15 protein-coding genes are annotated in these 17208 nt (G+C 52.9%); 1 reads left to right on the top strand and 14 read right to left on the bottom strand.

Features of this window, described 5'->3' with window-relative positions; translation table 11 throughout:
- Positions 1–266: 266 nt before the first annotated feature.
- The 14 genes from Q4501_RS09065 to Q4501_RS09000 all read right to left on the bottom strand — a co-directional run bounded on the left by Q4501_RS09065 (position 267) and on the right by Q4501_RS09000 (position 15449).
- Entirely contained in the window at positions 267–677 is a 411-nt protein-coding gene (locus Q4501_RS09065) for an ACT domain-containing protein (RefSeq protein ID WP_303595897.1), read from the bottom strand.
- A 172-nt stretch (positions 678–849) separates the two neighbouring features.
- The gene (locus Q4501_RS09060) at positions 850–1776 is read right to left on the bottom strand and encodes a branched-chain amino acid ABC transporter permease (RefSeq protein WP_303595896.1); all 927 of its coding nucleotides are present in this window, start codon (positions 1774–1776) and stop codon (positions 850–852) included.
- Between the two features lie 49 nt (positions 1777–1825).
- A complete protein-coding gene (locus tag Q4501_RS09055) occupies positions 1826–2713 on the bottom strand; it encodes a branched-chain amino acid ABC transporter permease (protein WP_303595895.1) in 888 nt (295 codons plus the stop codon).
- A 92-nt stretch (positions 2714–2805) separates the two neighbouring features.
- Positions 2806–4020 (bottom strand): ABC transporter substrate-binding protein, encoded by a 1215-nt coding sequence (locus Q4501_RS09050; RefSeq protein ID WP_303595894.1) that lies wholly within the window; start codon positions 4018–4020, stop codon positions 2806–2808.
- A gap of 64 nt (positions 4021–4084) precedes the next feature.
- Positions 4085–4813 (bottom strand): ABC transporter ATP-binding protein, encoded by a 729-nt coding sequence (locus Q4501_RS09045; protein ID WP_303595893.1) that lies wholly within the window; start codon positions 4811–4813, stop codon positions 4085–4087.
- Positions 4810–5619, bottom strand: a complete 810-nt coding sequence (locus Q4501_RS09040) for an ABC transporter ATP-binding protein (protein WP_303595892.1) — start codon at positions 5617–5619, stop codon at positions 4810–4812. The genes Q4501_RS09045 and Q4501_RS09040 overlap by 4 nt, the downstream gene beginning before the upstream one ends.
- Positions 5620–5660: 41 nt before the next feature.
- Positions 5661–7307 (bottom strand): fatty acid--CoA ligase, encoded by a 1647-nt coding sequence (locus Q4501_RS09035; protein ID WP_303596192.1) that lies wholly within the window; start codon positions 7305–7307, stop codon positions 5661–5663.
- Positions 7308–7590: 283 nt separating this feature from the next.
- Positions 7591–8877, bottom strand: a complete 1287-nt coding sequence (locus Q4501_RS09030) for an ABC transporter substrate-binding protein (RefSeq protein ID WP_303595891.1) — start codon at positions 8875–8877, stop codon at positions 7591–7593.
- Complete coding sequence (locus Q4501_RS09025; protein ID WP_303595890.1) at positions 8874–10232, bottom strand: sigma-54 dependent transcriptional regulator; 1359 nt, start codon at positions 10230–10232, stop codon at positions 8874–8876. The genes Q4501_RS09030 and Q4501_RS09025 overlap by 4 nt, the downstream gene beginning before the upstream one ends.
- Positions 10225–11946, bottom strand: a complete 1722-nt coding sequence (locus tag Q4501_RS09020; RefSeq protein ID WP_303595889.1) for a PAS domain-containing sensor histidine kinase — start codon at positions 11944–11946, stop codon at positions 10225–10227. The genes Q4501_RS09025 and Q4501_RS09020 overlap by 8 nt, the downstream gene beginning before the upstream one ends.
- 165 nt (positions 11947–12111) lie before the next feature.
- Positions 12112–13746, bottom strand: coding sequence for a YdiU family protein (locus Q4501_RS09015; RefSeq protein WP_303595888.1), 1635 nt, complete (start codon positions 13744–13746; stop codon positions 12112–12114).
- A 65-nt stretch (positions 13747–13811) separates the two neighbouring features.
- Positions 13812–14198 carry a hypothetical protein gene (locus tag Q4501_RS09010; protein WP_303595887.1) on the bottom strand — a complete coding sequence of 129 codons (387 nt, stop codon included), beginning with the start codon at positions 14196–14198 and terminating at the stop codon, positions 13812–13814.
- A 1-nt stretch (position 14199) separates the two neighbouring features.
- Positions 14200–14676, bottom strand: a complete 477-nt coding sequence (locus Q4501_RS09005) for a hypothetical protein (RefSeq protein WP_303595886.1) — start codon at positions 14674–14676, stop codon at positions 14200–14202.
- Positions 14677–14693: 17 nt separating this feature from the next.
- Positions 14694–15449 carry a hypothetical protein gene (locus tag Q4501_RS09000; RefSeq protein WP_303595885.1) on the bottom strand — a complete coding sequence of 252 codons (756 nt, stop codon included), beginning with the start codon at positions 15447–15449 and terminating at the stop codon, positions 14694–14696.
- A gap of 266 nt (positions 15450–15715) precedes the next feature.
- On the opposite strand from Q4501_RS09000, the gene Q4501_RS08995 reads away from it, so the two are divergent.
- The gene (locus Q4501_RS08995; protein ID WP_303595884.1) at positions 15716–17140 is read left to right on the top strand and encodes a DUF1254 domain-containing protein; all 1425 of its coding nucleotides are present in this window, start codon (positions 15716–15718) and stop codon (positions 17138–17140) included.
- Positions 17141–17208 lie beyond the last annotated feature (68 nt).

The following is a 17208-nucleotide window of genomic DNA, read 5'->3' as shown; positions in this document are numbered from 1 at the left end:
AGACCGGTTTTAGTGCCATCCAGAGTCAGAGAAATCCGGTTGATCGACTGAAATACAAGGAATCGAGATCCTCACATGTGAAACGTGAAGATATGCCAACGCTGAGAGGAGAGGGCTACCGAGGGCGAAATACCCAATGCCGTCGCAGGCTTGATCGATGCCGGGAACCTCAAGCGCGCCCACGCCCTGATTAAAACCTGCAGAGCGCAGGGCAAGATTGTAGTGGAGGGTTTCCGAAATACGGGAGCTCAGGCGGCGTGACCGATTTAGCTGTTGGGCTCGTTCGCAAGATCCTTCAGTGCGGCCATGGCCTCATCGGCTCGATCGCTGGGTACAAACATGTGGTCGTGATAAAAGCCGGCGATTACATTTGTGGTGATTCCCCTCTCTGTAAGCAAGGTGGTTACAACCGACGTAAGCCCCAGTGCTTCGAGGCTGGAGTGGCCTTTAAGCGTGATGCGACGAAAGACTCTGTAGTAATCCAGGCCCTCATCTTTGGCCTGCTCCAGAGGAATTACCAGAGTAAGACCTTCCAGTTCCGCAATGCTGACTATGGGGTTGAGGCTTCCCAATTCGCCATACTTTGCTTCAGGAACCGTGCAGTAGACATAGGATTTTGAATCCAGCGCTGGCGAGAGTTGCTTGATCAAATCCTGGAGGAACTGTTTGCGCTTCATCTTTGGGTGTCCTTTAGCCAAATGGCATGGGTGTCGCTTTGCGAAATATCAAAATAGTCTGTTAAAGGATAGACAATTACGAACAATGACACCAACAAGTTACCGGAGAAGCCGCCTGAAAACCGACGCCCTACCCTTTGTTTTACGACCTTGAGTCACACCCTGCAGTTGATCAACTTGAATTTTTTCGAATCACCTTCTGTAGCTCGCCAACCAGACCATTCCGGAATGCCAGCACGCAAATAACAAAAACAACGCCCATCAATACATGGATGTAGTTTGCCAGAGGGCCAGAGGCAAGAAAGTTCTGCATTGAAACAATCGTTGCTGCACCGATAACCGGGCCCCAGATCGTGCCCATGCCGCCCAGCAGTGTCATCAGCACCACCTCACCCGACATAAACCAGTGAACGTCTGTGAGTGAGGCCAACTGGAAGACCAGTGCTTTGGTCGAACCGGCCAGACCGGCCAGTGTTGCCGAAAGCACGAAAGCCATCAGCTTGTACTGATTCACTTTATACCCCAGAGAAATGGCCCGGGGCTCGTTCTCGCGGATCGCCTTCATCACCTGGCCAAAGGGGCTGTGAACGGTGCGGTAGATGGTCAGAAAACCGATAATGAAGACCGCGAGAACAAAGTAATACATGGTGAGGTTGTCGGTCAGGTCGATCAGGCCGAACAGATTGCCGCGCGGGATCCCCTGAAGACCGTCTTCGCCGCCAGTGAACGGTGACTGCAAAAAGAAAAAGAACGCCAATTGGGCTAATGCCAGAGTAACCATGGCGAAATAGATGCCTTCGCGGCGTACCGCAAGTTTGCCGTAAATAAGGCCGATCAACGCGGACATAACAACGCCTGCAAGAATCCCGAGCTCCGGAGTCAGACCATAGGTAACCATCACATACCCGGTAACATAGGCCCCCGACCCCAGAAAAACAGCGTGGCCGAAAGAAAGCAGCCCGGCGAACCCCAGTAACAGGTTAAAGGCGCATGCGAACAGAGCGAAGCAAAGCACCTTCATGAGAAAAACAGGATAGAGAATAAATGGGGCGATCAGCGCGAGGCCCAGCAATACCAGGTTGAGTTTTTTGTTGTACATGTTTGTTACCTTAGAGCGAAACAGCGGCGAAAATTTAGCGAAGTGATTCCTACGCTTCCTTACCGAACAAGCCTGCCGGTTTGATTAGCAGCACCAATACCATCACCAGAAAGATCACGGTATTGGAGGCCTCGGGGTAGAAGTATTTGGTAAGGCCTTCAACGATACCCATTGCCAGCCCGGTGATAATGGCGCCGCCAATGGAGCCCATGCCGCCGATAACAACGATTGCAAAAACCACGATGAGGATATTCGAACCCATATCGGGAGACACAGTGTAGATGGGGGCTGCCAGAACACCGGCTAGCCCTGCCAGGCCAACGCCGAAACCATAGGTCAAGGTGACCAGTAGCGGAACGTTGATACCAAAGGCCTGCATCAATTGAGCGTTTTCGGTCCCGGCACGCAGATAGGCACCAAGCCTGGTTTTCTCGATCATGAACCAGGTGCAGGCGCAGACCAGCAACGAGAAAACAATGATCCAGGCCCGGTAGTTGGGCAGGTACATGAATGGCAATCGTGTGCCGCCCTTCAGCGCTTCAGGCATTGCGTAGGACAGGCCGGATGACCCATACCAGTGGGTGAAGAGACCTTGTAGAATGAGGGCGATACCAAACGTCAGTAGCAAGCTGTAGAGGTGGTCTTCGTTGGCAATAGGACGAATCAGCGTACGCTCAATTACAATACCGAAGGCTCCGACAGCCAGAGGGACCAGTATCAGCGCCCACCAATAGCTGATCCCCAGGTAGTTCAGCGCTATCCAGGCGGCAAAAGCACCCAGCATATAGAGCGCGCCCTGAGAGAAATTAATGATCTTCAATAGCCCAAAGATGATCGCCAGGCCCAACGCGAGCAGCGCGTAAAAAGAGCCGTTGATCAGCCCGATCAGCAGTTGGCCAAACAGGGCAAAAAGATTGATATCAAAAAAAGTCGCCATAACCACACCCGAAAGTCTTTAGATAGAAGCAAGCGCTTCTTTTTCTTGTCGTTAGTCAGGGGTACGGGGCAGGCGCACCTGCCCCGGAACGGTTACTTCTGGTTCAGCGCGAATTCGCAGCCGCCATCTTCGAGCTTCAAGAAGGCGTCTTCACCCTTTATCACTTTCTCTATCGCAAAGATGTCGTTGGCATCACTACGCTCATCAGCGTTTTTGATCCGAACCTGCAACATGTCGTGGACCATTCGGCCGTCTATACGCAGGTACCCGTTACGGGAAAAGAAATCCTCGACTGGCGTCTCCTTCATCTTGGCCATTACGGCATCAGAATCGTCAGTGCCAACCGCTTCGACAGCGTTAAGGTAGTGCATAACCGAGGAATAGGCGCCAGCCTGTGCCATGGAGGGGAGTTTGCCATCCATACGCGCCATATAGCGTTTGGACCACTCGCGGGTCTGCTCATCCATATCCCAGTAGAAACCTGTTGTAAGCTTCATGCCGCCGGCAATTTCAGGGTCCAGAGCCTGGGCGTTAGGGGTGAAAACCAGCAAACCGGCAACGTCGGCCATCTCTGTGACACCGAATTCGGCGGCAGTTTTAAGGGCATTAACCATGTCACTGCCAGTATTGGCCAGTGCGATTACATCAGCGCCAGAAGACTGGGCTTGAAGGATGTAGGAAGAAAAATCGGAGGTTCCGAGAGGCGCACGTACGCCGCCGACTACTTCACCGCCGTTGGCTTCGATGACACCGGTAGCAACGGATTCCAGTGCATGACCAAAGCCATAGTCAGCGGTGACGAAAAACCATTTTTTTGCCCCCCCGGCAACCATCGGTTGCACCGTACCATTTGCCAAGGACACTACATCGTAGCTCCAGTGCGCGTTATAGGGAGAGCATCCTGAGGTAGTAAAGGCGTGACTGGCAGGTGCAGCGATCAAAGTGATCTTTTTGGCATCGCTCATTATTTTGGTTACAGCTCCGGTTACAGAGCTGGCGACTGCCCCGCTAATAACGTCGACCTGTTCGTTCTCGATCCATTGGCGCGCAATCGTCGAGCCGATGTCAGGCTTGAGCTGGGTGTCAGCGCTGACAACTTCGATGGGCTTACCAAGAACTTTACCGCCGAAATCATCGACGGCCATCTGCACGGCCTCAATACTGCCCTGCCCGGTTATATCCGAGTACACGCCACCCATGTCTCCCAGAACGCCTATCTTGACCTTGTCATCAGAAAGACTGGCGTGGGACAGGCTGGCCGCGGTAATCAAAGCGGTAGTAGCAGCAGTTTTGAATATTCGTTTCATGGTTTTCTCCAGTGTCATTGTTTTTATTTCAGGGTGTACTTCGTGAATGAACGCCTACCGGGATCTAAACGCCCAGGTAGGTATTCAAAAGTTCGGTCTTCTCTTTCAGTTCGTGGGCTTCGATTTCGGCTACCATATGACCGTGCTCCATCAGGTAGTGTCGGTCGGCAATCGGCGCCGCGAAGTGAAAGTTCTGTTCAACCAGAATGGTCGTCAAGCCTCGCTCTTTGAGCTTGGTCAGCACTTCAGCAAGCTTTTGAACAATGACCGGAGCGAGGCCTTCGGTGATCTCATCGAGGAGTAATATGTTGGCGCCGGTTCGCAGGATTCGGGCCATGGCAAGCATTTGCTGCTCACCACCTGAGAGTTTTGTCCCCTGGCTTTTCCGGCGCTCGGCCAGGTTCGGGAACATGTCGTAAATTTCCTCAACCGACATGCCTTCAGAACGCACCTTGGGGGGCAACATCAGGTTTTCCTCAACATTGAGGCTGGAAAAGATGCCACGCTCTTCGGGGCAGAAGCCTATCCCGAGGTGCGCAATCTTGTGGGACGCCATGTTCAGGGTTTCCCGGCCGTTGATTACGATGGAACCCGTGCGTTTCCCCACCATGTTCATGATCGCCCTCAGGGTGGTGCTGCGCCCCGAACCGTTTCTTCCCAGCAGGGTCACCAATTCTCCCTGGTTAACCGTCATGTCGATGCCGTGGAGAATGTGGGACTCGCCATAGAAAGCGTGAAGGCCGTTTATCCGAAGCTTTTCGCGGTTGGATTCAACTTTCAGAGCAGTGCTCATATCGTGTCCTCCACCACGGGGATATGGCCTGAAGCGCCCTCACCTTCTTGTTCATCCTCCTGGACACCCATATAGGCTTCACGCACCCGAGGGTCGGCCGAAACTGTCTCGTAATTGCCTTCGGTGAGGATCGCGCCCCGCTGGAGCACGGTAATCGTATCGGAGAGGTCTGAGACCACGTTCAGGTTGTGCTCGACCATGAGGATGGTTCGGTTCTTGCCGACCTCTTTGATCAGTTCGGCAACCACGCTGATATCCTCGTGGCCCATGCCCTGAGTCGGTTCGTCCAGAAGCAGCAATTCAGGATCTAACGCGAGAGTGGTAGCTATCTCCAGCGAGCGTTTTCGGCCGTATGGCAGATCGACGGCCAGCGCCTTGGAGAACTCCCTCAGCCCAACTGAATCGAGCAGATCCAGTGCGCGGTCGTTGAGTTCATCCAGAATCTTTTCAGAGCGCCAGAAGGCGAAGCCATCATTACGTTTTTGCTGCAACGCCACCCGGACGTTTTCGAGTACCGTCAGATGAGGGAACACGGCTGAAATCTGGAAGGAGCGGACAACCCCCATTAGAGCGATGGAGGCGGAATCTTTCCCGGTTATATCCTGGCCGTTGTACAGCAACTTTCCCCGGGTAGGCGTCAGAAACTTGGTCAACAGGTTGAATACCGTGGTTTTGCCCGCGCCGTTGGGGCCGATCAAAGCATGGATGGTTCCACGCTCAATTTTCAGATTGACGTCGTCGACAGCGGTAAAACCTTTAAACTCTTTGACGAGACCTCTCGTCTCGATAATCAGATCCTGGTTCATAGCTTTTCCTTGTTATTATTCGAAACACCGAGCCGTTATTTCTATGCATCTAACTCGCTACGAATCAGCTTTTTATTGATCTTTCCCACGCTGGTTTTCGGAATTTCATAAACAAATTCAATCCGCTCCGGAATGGCCCATTTCGCAATTTCACCGCTTTCGACAAACTGCTTCAGGTGGGCCTTGATAGCGTCGGAGCTCACATCAGCACCTTCTCTGACCACGATGGTAGCGACCGGACGCTCATCCCAGCGCTCATCAGGAACGCCAACCACGGCTACTTCCGATACCGCCTCGTGCTTGCTGATCAGGTTTTCCAGTTCAATGGTTGAGATCCACTCGCCACCGGTCTTGATCACATCTTTGATTCGATCCTTGATCTGCAAGGTACTATTGCCATCAATCGAACCCACATCTCCGGTGTGTAGCCAGCCGCCTTCCCAAAGCTCAGCGCCTTTCTCCGGCTCCTTCAGGTAGCCCTGAGTCAGCCAGGGAGCACGTGCGACCACTTCACCAACAGACTCGCCATCGTGCGGAACATCCTTGCCTTCGGTGTCAACGATTCGAATATCAACCAAAGGTGTTGCGACGCCAGCGAGGATGCGAGCTGCGCTTTGCTCAGCGATCGGCAGCGCACGCTCTTCATCTTTCAGGTTAACCATCGTGATAACCGGGCAGGTCTCGGACATGCCGTATGCAGTTACGAAATTGATTCCTCGATCCGCCATCTGGGCGGACAGAGCCTGGGTCGGCGCGGAGCCCCCGGTGAGCATGTTCCAGCCAGACAGGTCCGTGCTTTTTGCTTCTTCGCAATTGAGTACCATCTGCAGCACAGTCGGGACGCCGTGAGAGAAGGTAACGCCCTCATCGCGGAACAGCTGAACCAACCGGTTCGGCTCGTAACGACCCGGATAGACCTGTTTTACTCCGAGCATTGTGGCGATATAGGGAACACCCCAGGCATGAACATGGAACATGGGGGTCATGGGCATATAGACATCGTCGCTACGCAACATGGCGTTTGCGTCCGAGCTGCCAAGTGAGATAGCTGTAACCAATGTATGAAGCACCAATTGGCGGTGACTGAAGTACACGCCTTTCGGATTGCCGGTAGTTCCCGTCGTATAAAAAGTCGTTGCGATCGAGTTCTCGTCAAAATCCGGGAAGTCATACTCTGAGAGAGCTTCAGCCAGCATCGATTCGTACTCGCCAACAACGTTCAACGTGGTGGGTGCAGCGGTTGAAGAATCTGTCAGCTGAATATAGCCACGCACAGTGTTGAGTTCGGGAGCCACTTGCTCGACCAACGGTAAAAAATCGTCGTGAACCAGCACCATGTCGTCTTCTGCGTGATTCATGGTGTAGATAATCTGGTCAGGGCTCAGACGAATATTCACGTGATGCAACACAGCCCCAATCATGGGAATGGCAAAATAGGCTTCCAGGTACCGATTGCTGTCCCAATCCATGACCGCCACTGTGTCACCGGCACCGATACCGGCCTTCTCCAGTGCATTGGCCAGACGCGCGATGCGCTCATTCAAAGTCAGGTAGTCGTAACGGGTGATATCGCTATACACGATTTCGCGATTTGGGGAATAACGCTTACCTGACAGCAATAGGCTTTTGATCAGTAGCGGGTATTCATAAGCATTTTCGGCGCTGGGGAGCAGCTTGGTTTTTTTCATCATTGGCCTCGTTTTTATTGGAGCTCTGTCATGGGTAGAGCAAGGCCAATGCCAACTGAGGAAAAACCAACAGGCTATTGTTTTTATTAGAAAACTTTACAGGAAAGCCCAGGTGGTGCGGGGGAGCGAGCGGAAAGCGCTCAGTTTTGATCGGACTATGAGCGGGTAACGCTCATAATAAACCCGTTCATGAGCGGACACCGCTCATGAACCATGGGGCAAGGAAACCGAAACTATCATTGGCGTATAATCAGACTGACCGGAGCTCACCAACTTCAACGCTTCAACGGCTCAGCTCCGGCATATAGATCTTCCAGTTCCCCAACATACGTGTTGCGGGTGGATAGTCTTCGTTGGGAAGCGACTCGCCAATAGCGATAACCTGCATCATCTGATGGCTGACAGGGTCTATCCACGATTGAAAGCCTTGAGGATCCTCCGGTAATGACAACTCCAATCCCTCTAATGCCTGGCGCACACCTTCGGCATCTTTAACCTCGGCGTTCCGCCAGGCCTCAGCCACCGCCAGAACGACGGAATAACTGGTCTGAGCCATGAAATTGGGATACCGGCCGCTCCTTCGATAGAACTCTTCTACAAACTCACGGTTAACCGGAGTGTCAGGCCAGTTATTGTGGTGATGCCCTGAAAGAATCACGCCGGGAGGCATGTCATCCCCCAGCGCCGACATCACACTGTACCCTCCTCCGGTATCGAAGTTAGCCAACTGACTTACCTCCAACAGTCCCTGCTGGTGTGCCTGACGTACAAAATTGGCGAAATCATCACCGAAAAAATTGCAGACCACGATATCCGGCGGCGAAACCAACAGTGCTTCGATATACGCGGAAAAATCCGGCTCCGAGAGTTTTGGATAGTACTCATCGGTGAGTTTGAAGGGCACCTCAAGAGACTCCAAGCCCTCTAACAGGTCATCCAAAGCCTGATGGCCATAGTCATAGTCAGGGCCGACGTAGGCCAGTGTGGTCCAGGGATTAGCAGTCTGTATTTCTTTGAGGTAGCGCGCACCGGCCCGCATGGATTGACGACTGTCATTATTGACCATGAAGTACCAGGGGTTGACGGGTACCTCCGTTAGCCTTGATGACGTGTGCCCCCCACCAATGAAAAGGACCTTCTGCCGTTCAGCATAAGCGCTGATCTCAAGAGCAATACTCGAATAAACGACGCCACACAGAATATCAACGCCTTGTTCTTCAACCAGTTGCCGGGCCAGAGTAGCGCTACGGTGGCGTTTGCCCTTGCTGTCTTCGAGGAGTACCTTCAGGCGCGGATAGGGGCCGGGCTCACCGCTGTTTACGAGCGTTTGGTTCAAGTGCTCAATTTGATCCACCGCCATACCCAATGCCACATCCGCGTCACGACCAAAAAATCCCATCGGACCAGTAAGAGGATACAGACAGCCGATCGTCACGTCGGGTTCTACCGGTTCATCAATAGCCCGGGGTTCCTGTCCATAAGCTGAGGGCAATACTGACAAGAGTGCAATGGTCGCAATCAGTGCCTTGCGAAAGGAACGCGATACACTCAAACGACTCTGGAGTTTCATTCTGCAATCCCCAACTTCTGTAATCGTCGTTTGAGTGCATGCCGGGATATGCCCAGCTTTACCGCTGCAACGCCCTTGCGCCCGCCTGCCTGCTCCAGGGTTCTGATGATAATATCCCGCTCTGTTTCGGCCAGGCGATCACTAATAGAAGCATCAGACGGGTCGGCGGATGGCTCTGGAGCGTCGATCAGTTGCATTTCCGGAGGCAGCATGTGAAGTGTTACAACTTCACCAGGATAGAGCACTGTCAGTCGCTCCAGGAGGTTCTTCAGCTCGCGAATATTGCCAGGCCATACGTAACCTTTCAGGTGCTCCAAAACCTCTGGCTCAAACAACACAGGTGAACAGCCCTCACTGGCAGCCATCTTAAGGCTGAAATGCTCGATCAGCAAAGGGATATCGTCCCTTCGCTCTACCAGTGCCGGCACACGAATCGGCATCACATTAAGACGGTAATAAAGGTCTGCTCTGAAGCTGCCCTCTTCCGCCGCCTGCCCCAGCTCGCGATTGGTGGCTGCAACAATACGCGCTTCGGCCTGATAAACGCGGCTGGAACCGATGGGGCGGTAGCTATGATCTTCAAGAAAACTCAGCAGTTTGGCCTGCAGCGCCAGCGGCATCTCACCAATCTCGTCCAGAAACAGGGTCCCGCCATTCGCCAACTCCACGAGACCTGAACGACGTTGGTGAGCCCCCGTGTAAGCACCCTTTTCTGCTCCGAAAAGCTCGGCTTCCAGCAAGTGTTCGGGCAAGGCTGCGCAATTCACCTCAACAAAAGGGCCAGAAGCCACCTTCGATAGTTGATGGATTTCCCTTGCAACGGCCGTTTTACCAGTGCCCGAGGCACCTTGTAACAGCAGAGTTTTGGCACCACTACGCGCGATTCGGGTCAGATCTTCGTGCAAGCGCCGCATTGCCTCGCTCCGACCGATCAGCCGAACTTCTCCCAGTTGGCGCTCGCGAAAAAAACGCACCTCTTTATCCAGCCTGCAGCGCTCGAGCGTGCGGGCAATCAAAGATTTCAGTTCATGGATATCAAAGGGTTTGGTAATAAAATCCAGAGCGCCACTTTTAACCGCTTCGATTGCGACCTTGATGTCACCATGAGCTGAAAACATGACGACTGGACAGCCAGCCAACTGCAGTTGTAACTGTTTTAACACTTCCAGGCCACTGAGGTCCGGTAGCCGCAGATCCAGTAATACCAGGTCCGGCTGACAGTCCAGCGCCGTCTCAATGCCTTCATTACCCGTATGGGCAGCGGCAATCCGGTAGCCATCCGTTTCCAGTGCCAACTGCAGCGAACGCACCAGTCGCTGCTCATCATCAATAATCAGAATCAGTGCCTTATCCATGAGTGCCCTTAGAAGCGTTGAAAATAAGCGACACCCGTGTGCCAGTGCCTGGTTCACTGTTAATGCTCAGCTTCCCACCATTGAGCTGCACCAAACGTTTTGAAATTGACAATCCCAACCCCGTTCCCTGAGTTCGGGTGGTATAGAAGGGTTCCGTAGCCCTCTCCAATGCTTCAGGCGTCATACCAGAACCCGTGTCGCTGACGGTGATCACTGTATTTTGTTTAAACGCCTGAACATCCAGCCTCAACTCGCCACCCTCCGGCATCGCCTGAATGCTGTTGAGCGCCAGGTTCATAAGCACTTGTTGAATCTGATTTTCATCCACACACAGACACGCGTCCATGTCACCCGAGAGAAACAGGTTGGTGTTCTCCCTGACGGCAAGGGGTTCAATCAGCGCCGCCAAACGCCGTAGCAGGTCACCCCCTGTGAACCATACACGTTCAGGATCGAAAGGCCGGGCAAAGCTTAGAAGGTTTTCAACTACGCCATTTACACGATCGATTTCCTCCAGAACCAGCGTAATCAGCTCCTTGCTTCGAGGGTCCTCGTCTACTGGAAAACTCTGGACGCACACTTTGATGGTGGCCAGCGGGTTACGTACCTCATGGGCGATACTGGCAGAGAATTCCCCAAGAACAGCTTTCTTTTCAACCTCCAGACGCGAGTCAATCAGCGCCTTAAGCCTTCCACCCATTCGATTGAAGGCTCTGGCAAGCAGGGTTATCTCATCATTCCCGTCGGGAGGGATATGCACATTCCAATCCCCTCGAGAGACCGCTTCCGCGCCCTCTATTAAGGGCACAAACCTTCGTTTTAGTCGCAGGATAAGAGTCATGAAGAAGCCGCCAACAAGTACCACAGACGCGCCCACACCCAGCAGAAAAACGGGGCGCCTGAGTTCCTGGCTAAGATCAACAGCCGGATCGTGTTTGATTACTTCAATTGACCAACCCGGGGCAAACTCTTCACTGAGCCAGCTGGGAGTCTGCTCCATTGCAGGTTGACCATTCACCGTAAATCTATGCCCTTCGGCGGTACTTAAGAGTGGCCTGAACCCGTCGATCCGAGCCTGGCTTTTGAGTAGTTCGGTCAGGCTGGCAAACCGAACATGTAAGGCCACAAATCCAGAAGAGGACGTTTCGCCTGAAGTCGCCGGTAATGGCGCTGCAAACAAAAACCAGCCTGAACGACCGGGGAGAGGTGCTTGGGGGCCAATCAATACGAAATCAGCAAAATTTCTCCTCGGCAGCCCCGCCAGAGATAACTGCTTTTCGCCCCAATAAGGCGATCCCGATGATACAACACCGGGTAACGCCGTTTTTAATTGCCATTGGGCATCAAAGAAAAGTACACCATAGATATCGAAGCTGTCCGTCTCGAAGCTGATCAACGCACGAGTTGACTCCAACTCCGGTGAGAGCGGATCCCCTGAAACGAACCGCTCGATATCAGGCAAATCTACAATAGTTTCTAGTTCAAACTGCCGGGCTTTCAGAAAGCCAGACAATGCAGCACGGGTTGCATTCATCGAATGCTGAACTTTTTGCTCCCCCAGATTCTCAAGCAATTCGCCAGTGAAACGGTCATAGAGCCAGGTAACCACCAATAGGGGCAGTACAGCGACCAGCAGCGCAAGCACCAGATAACGCCTTAGCAGGCTGTTACGCCATAAACTGATTTTTGTCTGAGTTACGGAAGGTTCCTTCAACGCTGATTCGCTCTTGAGTATTGGCCTGCGCCAGAGTTTGTCACTATTAATAACTATCGAATGAAAAGCAATTAATAGGCCAAGCTCAATACCAGCAGTGACTGCGATCAACAAAGTGGATCAGGCAAACACGTCTACCTCAACTTATTATTGGGTTCATAACAGCTACGAAGAGCAGCTGTAATGGGACGATCCGCCGATATCAAATAACTCTGCAGGCTTCAGCCTGTAGTATTTCTCCTCTACGTCTTCCGATTGCTCTTCATAGGGCTGCGTCATGACTTTCTGGAGCTCTCGAATCAAAGAATAATTACCCGCTGCTGCTTGTTGATACGCAGGCACAACCAACCATTCCCGCAAAATGTATTTCGGGTTGGCAAGTTTCATCTCCCGCGACTGCGCCTCGCGAGAGCGAGATTGAGCGGCCGATTTCCATTTTCCAAGCCATGCCGACCAGCGCTTCTCGAACTCCAACGGATCGGAAACATTCCTTGAGTTTTTATAAAAGCTCTTTTTCAGCGGAGTAATGTTGTCGGGTACGTTTGAGAGCTCGCGGAAGAAAATGGTGTAATCCACTGGCGTTTGCACCATCAGCGTTGCAAGTTCGCTAAACAGTGCCGGGTGAAAGTCTGCAAGCCCCAGTTTTGCAGCCCACATGCTTTCCATTTCCGCCTGCATCACACCCGCAAAACCCTCTCTGATCTCATCAAGTTGCTGCACGCTCTCGCGATACTCGGTAAGCAATGGCCGCAACGCGGAACAAAACGTGTGGAAGTTACGCTCTGCTGCAGCCGGCTGGTTCAGGAATGAATAGTGAAGTCCCCCACCCGTCCATGGCTGGAAACGCGGATCAAACACATCGCAGAATCCGAAGGGGCCGTAGTCGAGTGTGAAGCCGCCGGCCGCGCAGTTGTCGCTATTGAAGTTGCCCTGGCAGTAGCCAACCCGGATCCAGTTCGCCACTAGCGATGTGAGTCGCCTGCGGAATTCGCGTGCCAACAACACCACTTTTTCGGTAGTGGCCAGCGTATGGTCGATCACGTCTCCGTACTCACGGTCAATCAAATGCAACACTAGCTTCTCAAGCTCCTCCATCGCTTGCGGGTGTTCGTGTTTGCGGGCTCGCCGCGCGAAGAGCTCAAGCTGTCCGACCCGAATGAACGACGGCGCTACCCTCGTTGTTATGGCGACGGGTTCAAAGACGAGTATGTCTGGGTTTTGGGAGTGTGAGCCCTCCGAATACCATGGTCGCTGCACCTTCTCCGTTTTCGAAACGTACAGACTCAAGGACCGTGACGTCGGTACCCCGAGTGCGTGCATATGCTCCTGCGCCAGGAACTCCCGTACACTCGAGCGCAGAACGGCCCGACCATCGCCGCCGCGGCAATATGGCGTCCGGCCACTGCCTTTTAGCTGCATTTCCAGACGTCGGCCCTTGATAACCGACTCAAACACTGAAATCGCCCGCCCATCGCCGTATCCGTTGCCAGTCTGGAATGGGCACTGCTGGGTGTATTCTGTGCCGTAGATAGAAAGTGCGTAGCCGCACGCCCAACCAACCTTTCGCATAGGCTCTGGAACGCCCGTCAGATCGCCTGAGAAAACACGAACGAAATCGGTCGACTGGGCCATGCTGTCGGCAAAACCCAGCTCGCGAAACAAGTCTTTGCTGTGGACGACGTACTCTGGGTTTTCGATTGGTGTGGGGCTTACGGGCACAAAGTGGCCCGTAAAAACCTGGCGCGGCTCGTGGTCGCGGCCATTTGCTTTCGCGTCAGGATCGCAATTGAGGGAGTCCATCAACGAATAATTTGCTGACTTTGCAAGGTCACCGAGGTATGTGAAAGGTAGCGTCAAACTAAAACCTATTGCCCGTTTTTAGAAACCACCGCGTCCCATTCTTCTTTAGTCATCTGGTTGCGGATAGCGAATCGATGATCAAGCGCACGGGATTGAGCTGACTCCCAGTCGGCATTCATCGAGTCAAGCTGTGCCTGCATGCTGGCGGTTTCTGTGTCGTAATTTTTGTATAGCTTGCTTAATTCCCGTCCAGACTTCGCGAACACCTTGTCGAACTGCTTAAGTTCACTATTGAGTGCTTTTAACTCCTGTCGCACTGCTTCCGCCCTATCAGGGTCTGTGATGACCTGCTGAGCGAACGTTTCGAAGCTCTTGATCATATCATGGGTCAGGATAGCAGCGGATGCGCTGGGCCCACCAAGGAAAAAAGCAACCAGTATTGCAACTAGCATCTCATTGGCCTCCTGCTGTGTAGCTCATGGTTCGGGGGTTAAGATTCTTGAGTTCAAACTTCGCCAACGTTTCCCATTCTTTAGCCGTAACCGTTGCTTTCATCTTGCCCATTAGCACCAGAAACCTGGTTTGAGCAGCTCGGCGTTCCTGATTGTATTCCTGAATGAGGTTGTCCAGTTGCTCGCGTTCGGTCGAGTAATCCAGGTTCATGTCCCTCAGCTTTTTCGAGTATTGCTGCACTGAAGCTGCATGTTGGCTGACTAGTCGATCCCGTTCTGCCGATAAAGCCGCGAACTCTTTAGCCCTTAGCGGGTCGTCGATTTCACTGGCAATCAGGTTCTGATAATCGGTATGTAATTCTGTCTGCTTTGATTCAACCTCTTGCGGACTGAGATCTTTGGATGAATTGGCGCAACCAATTAAGGCTGACCCTGCGATGCTGGCAATGAGTACGATAAAAATATGATGGCGTTTCATCTGTTTTTCCTAAGCCTCTAGAAATCTAATTTAAGATAGGCCAGCGCGCCCTCGTATTGCCAGCTCATGTTCCCATCGAATCTGTTTTTGGAGACACTCACATCGAGCTCTACAGCATTAACACCAACACCAATTGCAATGGTTTTCGTTAAGCTAAAGTCGAGACCGGCGAAGACGTCGTACAAAGACCCCTCGTAATCTCCGTAATCAACAAAAAATATTTCGCCGCTACCTCGCAGCGCCCACCGATCAGCAAACCGGTATTCTCCGCGCAGACCAATAACGGGCAAAGGAGCTGTAAGGTCGTTCGATTCGGCCCTGGCACCCCCCGATGTGGACAGAGTCGCTCCAAAATCTGCAACGTAAACGCCAACCGTCGCACCGAGAAAATTGCGATCGCGTTTCAGAAACATCCAGGTGTATGCAGCCTTATAGATCGTCAGGTCGAGATCGGTTTTTACGGTGCTGCTGAGCGGGTAAGTTGTGTTATCCCAGATGATTTCCTTTTCAATCTGTTTAGAGGATGAGCGGGACAGGTCGAATGCGCTGAAGTCGAAACGATGCTTCTCGGCAAATCGCCAGTAGCCATCCACGCGGAAAACAGTATCGGATTTCTTCAGCCCGAGGTCGTCCTCAAGATCTATGTCCGTTCCCCGGCCCGAGTCCCCATCGAGTCTCGACCGGCTTTCACGGTCAGTGAAAAAAGCGCCGATGCTTATACTGAATGTTGGGTCTTCCTGCGCGATCGCCGTACTCGTGATCATCAGTAACATTAAAAGCCACGTGGCTCGCATTTCATCCCCTCCCCTGACTTTATCTCCTCAGTATTCTCCTCAATGCGTCTGCTCGCTATCAAGAAAGCGCATGGCACTATTTCCAGCACATATTCTTGCTACCACCACTGCCGCCCTGTGTCCACTGTGTCTTGCGCATAACTGATAGCTCCATAGAGACGAACAGGTGATGCTAACCCAGAAGCTTTAAACACGTCACCGGCTCGCACACAAAACAAATTAGAGATCAATCAGGAGCAATTGCTGTGAAAACATCCCTTCACACCGCCTTCAAACTCACCATCGCAAGCGTGTTTGCGCTAGCCATGCTGCCAGCCGGTTCTGCTAGCGCTGCTGGACCCGCTGTAACGCCAGCCGAAGCCCGCGCCATCGCCAAGGACGCATACGTCTACGGTTTCCCGATCGTCGACAACTACCGCGTCTCGTACGCTTACTACACCGACAAGAGCGACCCGAACTTCAAGGCACCCTGGAACCAGATTGCAAACATCGCGCGCGTCTTCACCCCGGCCGATACAGCTGTGCAGACACCGAACTCCGACACGCCCTATTCCTGGATGGGTATGGACCTGCGTGCCGAGCCGATCGTTCTGACCGTGCCGGCGATGGAAAAGGAACGCTATTTCAGCGTCCAGTTGACCGACGCCTATACCCAAAACTTCGACTACATCAGCAGCGGAGCAACAGGGAACGATGGCGGTGTGTTTGTCGTGGCCGGCCCGAACTGGAAAGGCGAGAAGCCTGAAGGAGTGGACAAGGTCTTCCACTCGGAAACAGAACTGGGCGTAGCGGTCTATCGGACGCAGTTGTTCAATCCGGGCGATATCGACAACGTGAAGAAGATACAGGCGGGCTACAAAGTCGAGACGCTGTCATCATTTCTCGGGCAACCGGCCCCAGCTGCGTTACCGGCTATTGATTTCCTCAAGCCTCTGACGCCCGACGCACAGAAAACGTCGCTGGAGTTCTTCAAAATACTCAACTTTGCTTTGGGTTATGCGCCGGCTGTTCCGTCTGAAGTGGAGTTGATGGAGCGATTTTCCAAGATCGGCGTCGGCCCCGGACAGACATTCGATGTGGCGTCCCTGTCGCCCAAGATGAAAACCGCAATTGAGAACGGCATGGCAGAAGCTTGGGCAGAATTTGGCCAGTTCCGGAAAGAAAAAGTCGACACCGGCGAAGCGACATCTGGGGATTTTTTCGGAACCCGCGAATTTCTGAAGAACAACTATCTCTACCGCATGGCCGGTGCTGCTCTTGGCATCTACGGCAACTCGAAGCAGGAAGCGATGTATCCGGTTCTTGCGGTTGATTCCAAAGGGGAAAAATTGAACGGTTCGAACCGGTACACTCTGCATTTCCCCGCGGCGGATCTTCCTCCGGTGAATGCGTTCTGGTCAACAACCATGTACGAATTGCCAGCAAGCCTGCTCGTTGCCAATCCGATCGACCGTTATCTCTTGAATTCAACGATGATGGCGCAATTCGTCAAGGACGCCGATGGTGGCATCACCCTCTACTTCCAGAACGAGAATCCCGGTAAAGACAAACAAGCGAACTGGTTGCCTGCTCCCAAGGCTCCATTCTGGGTCATCATGCGGCTCTACTGGCCAAAGGAATCTGCGCTGGATGGTTCGTGGACCCCGCCAATGCTGGTCAGGGCGGAGTGAAACGGCTCGGGTAATGCGCCCCGTGCATTTCGCCTGCGCAGATTGAGCATCAATCTGCGCAGTGTTTA

The organism is Marinobacter sp. 2_MG-2023, from assembly GCF_030546935.1.
Taxonomy (GTDB): Bacteria; Pseudomonadota; Gammaproteobacteria; order Pseudomonadales; family Oleiphilaceae; genus Marinobacter.
Note: the sequence above shows the minus strand (reverse complement) of the source record. Positions and strands in the feature narration are given on the sequence as shown.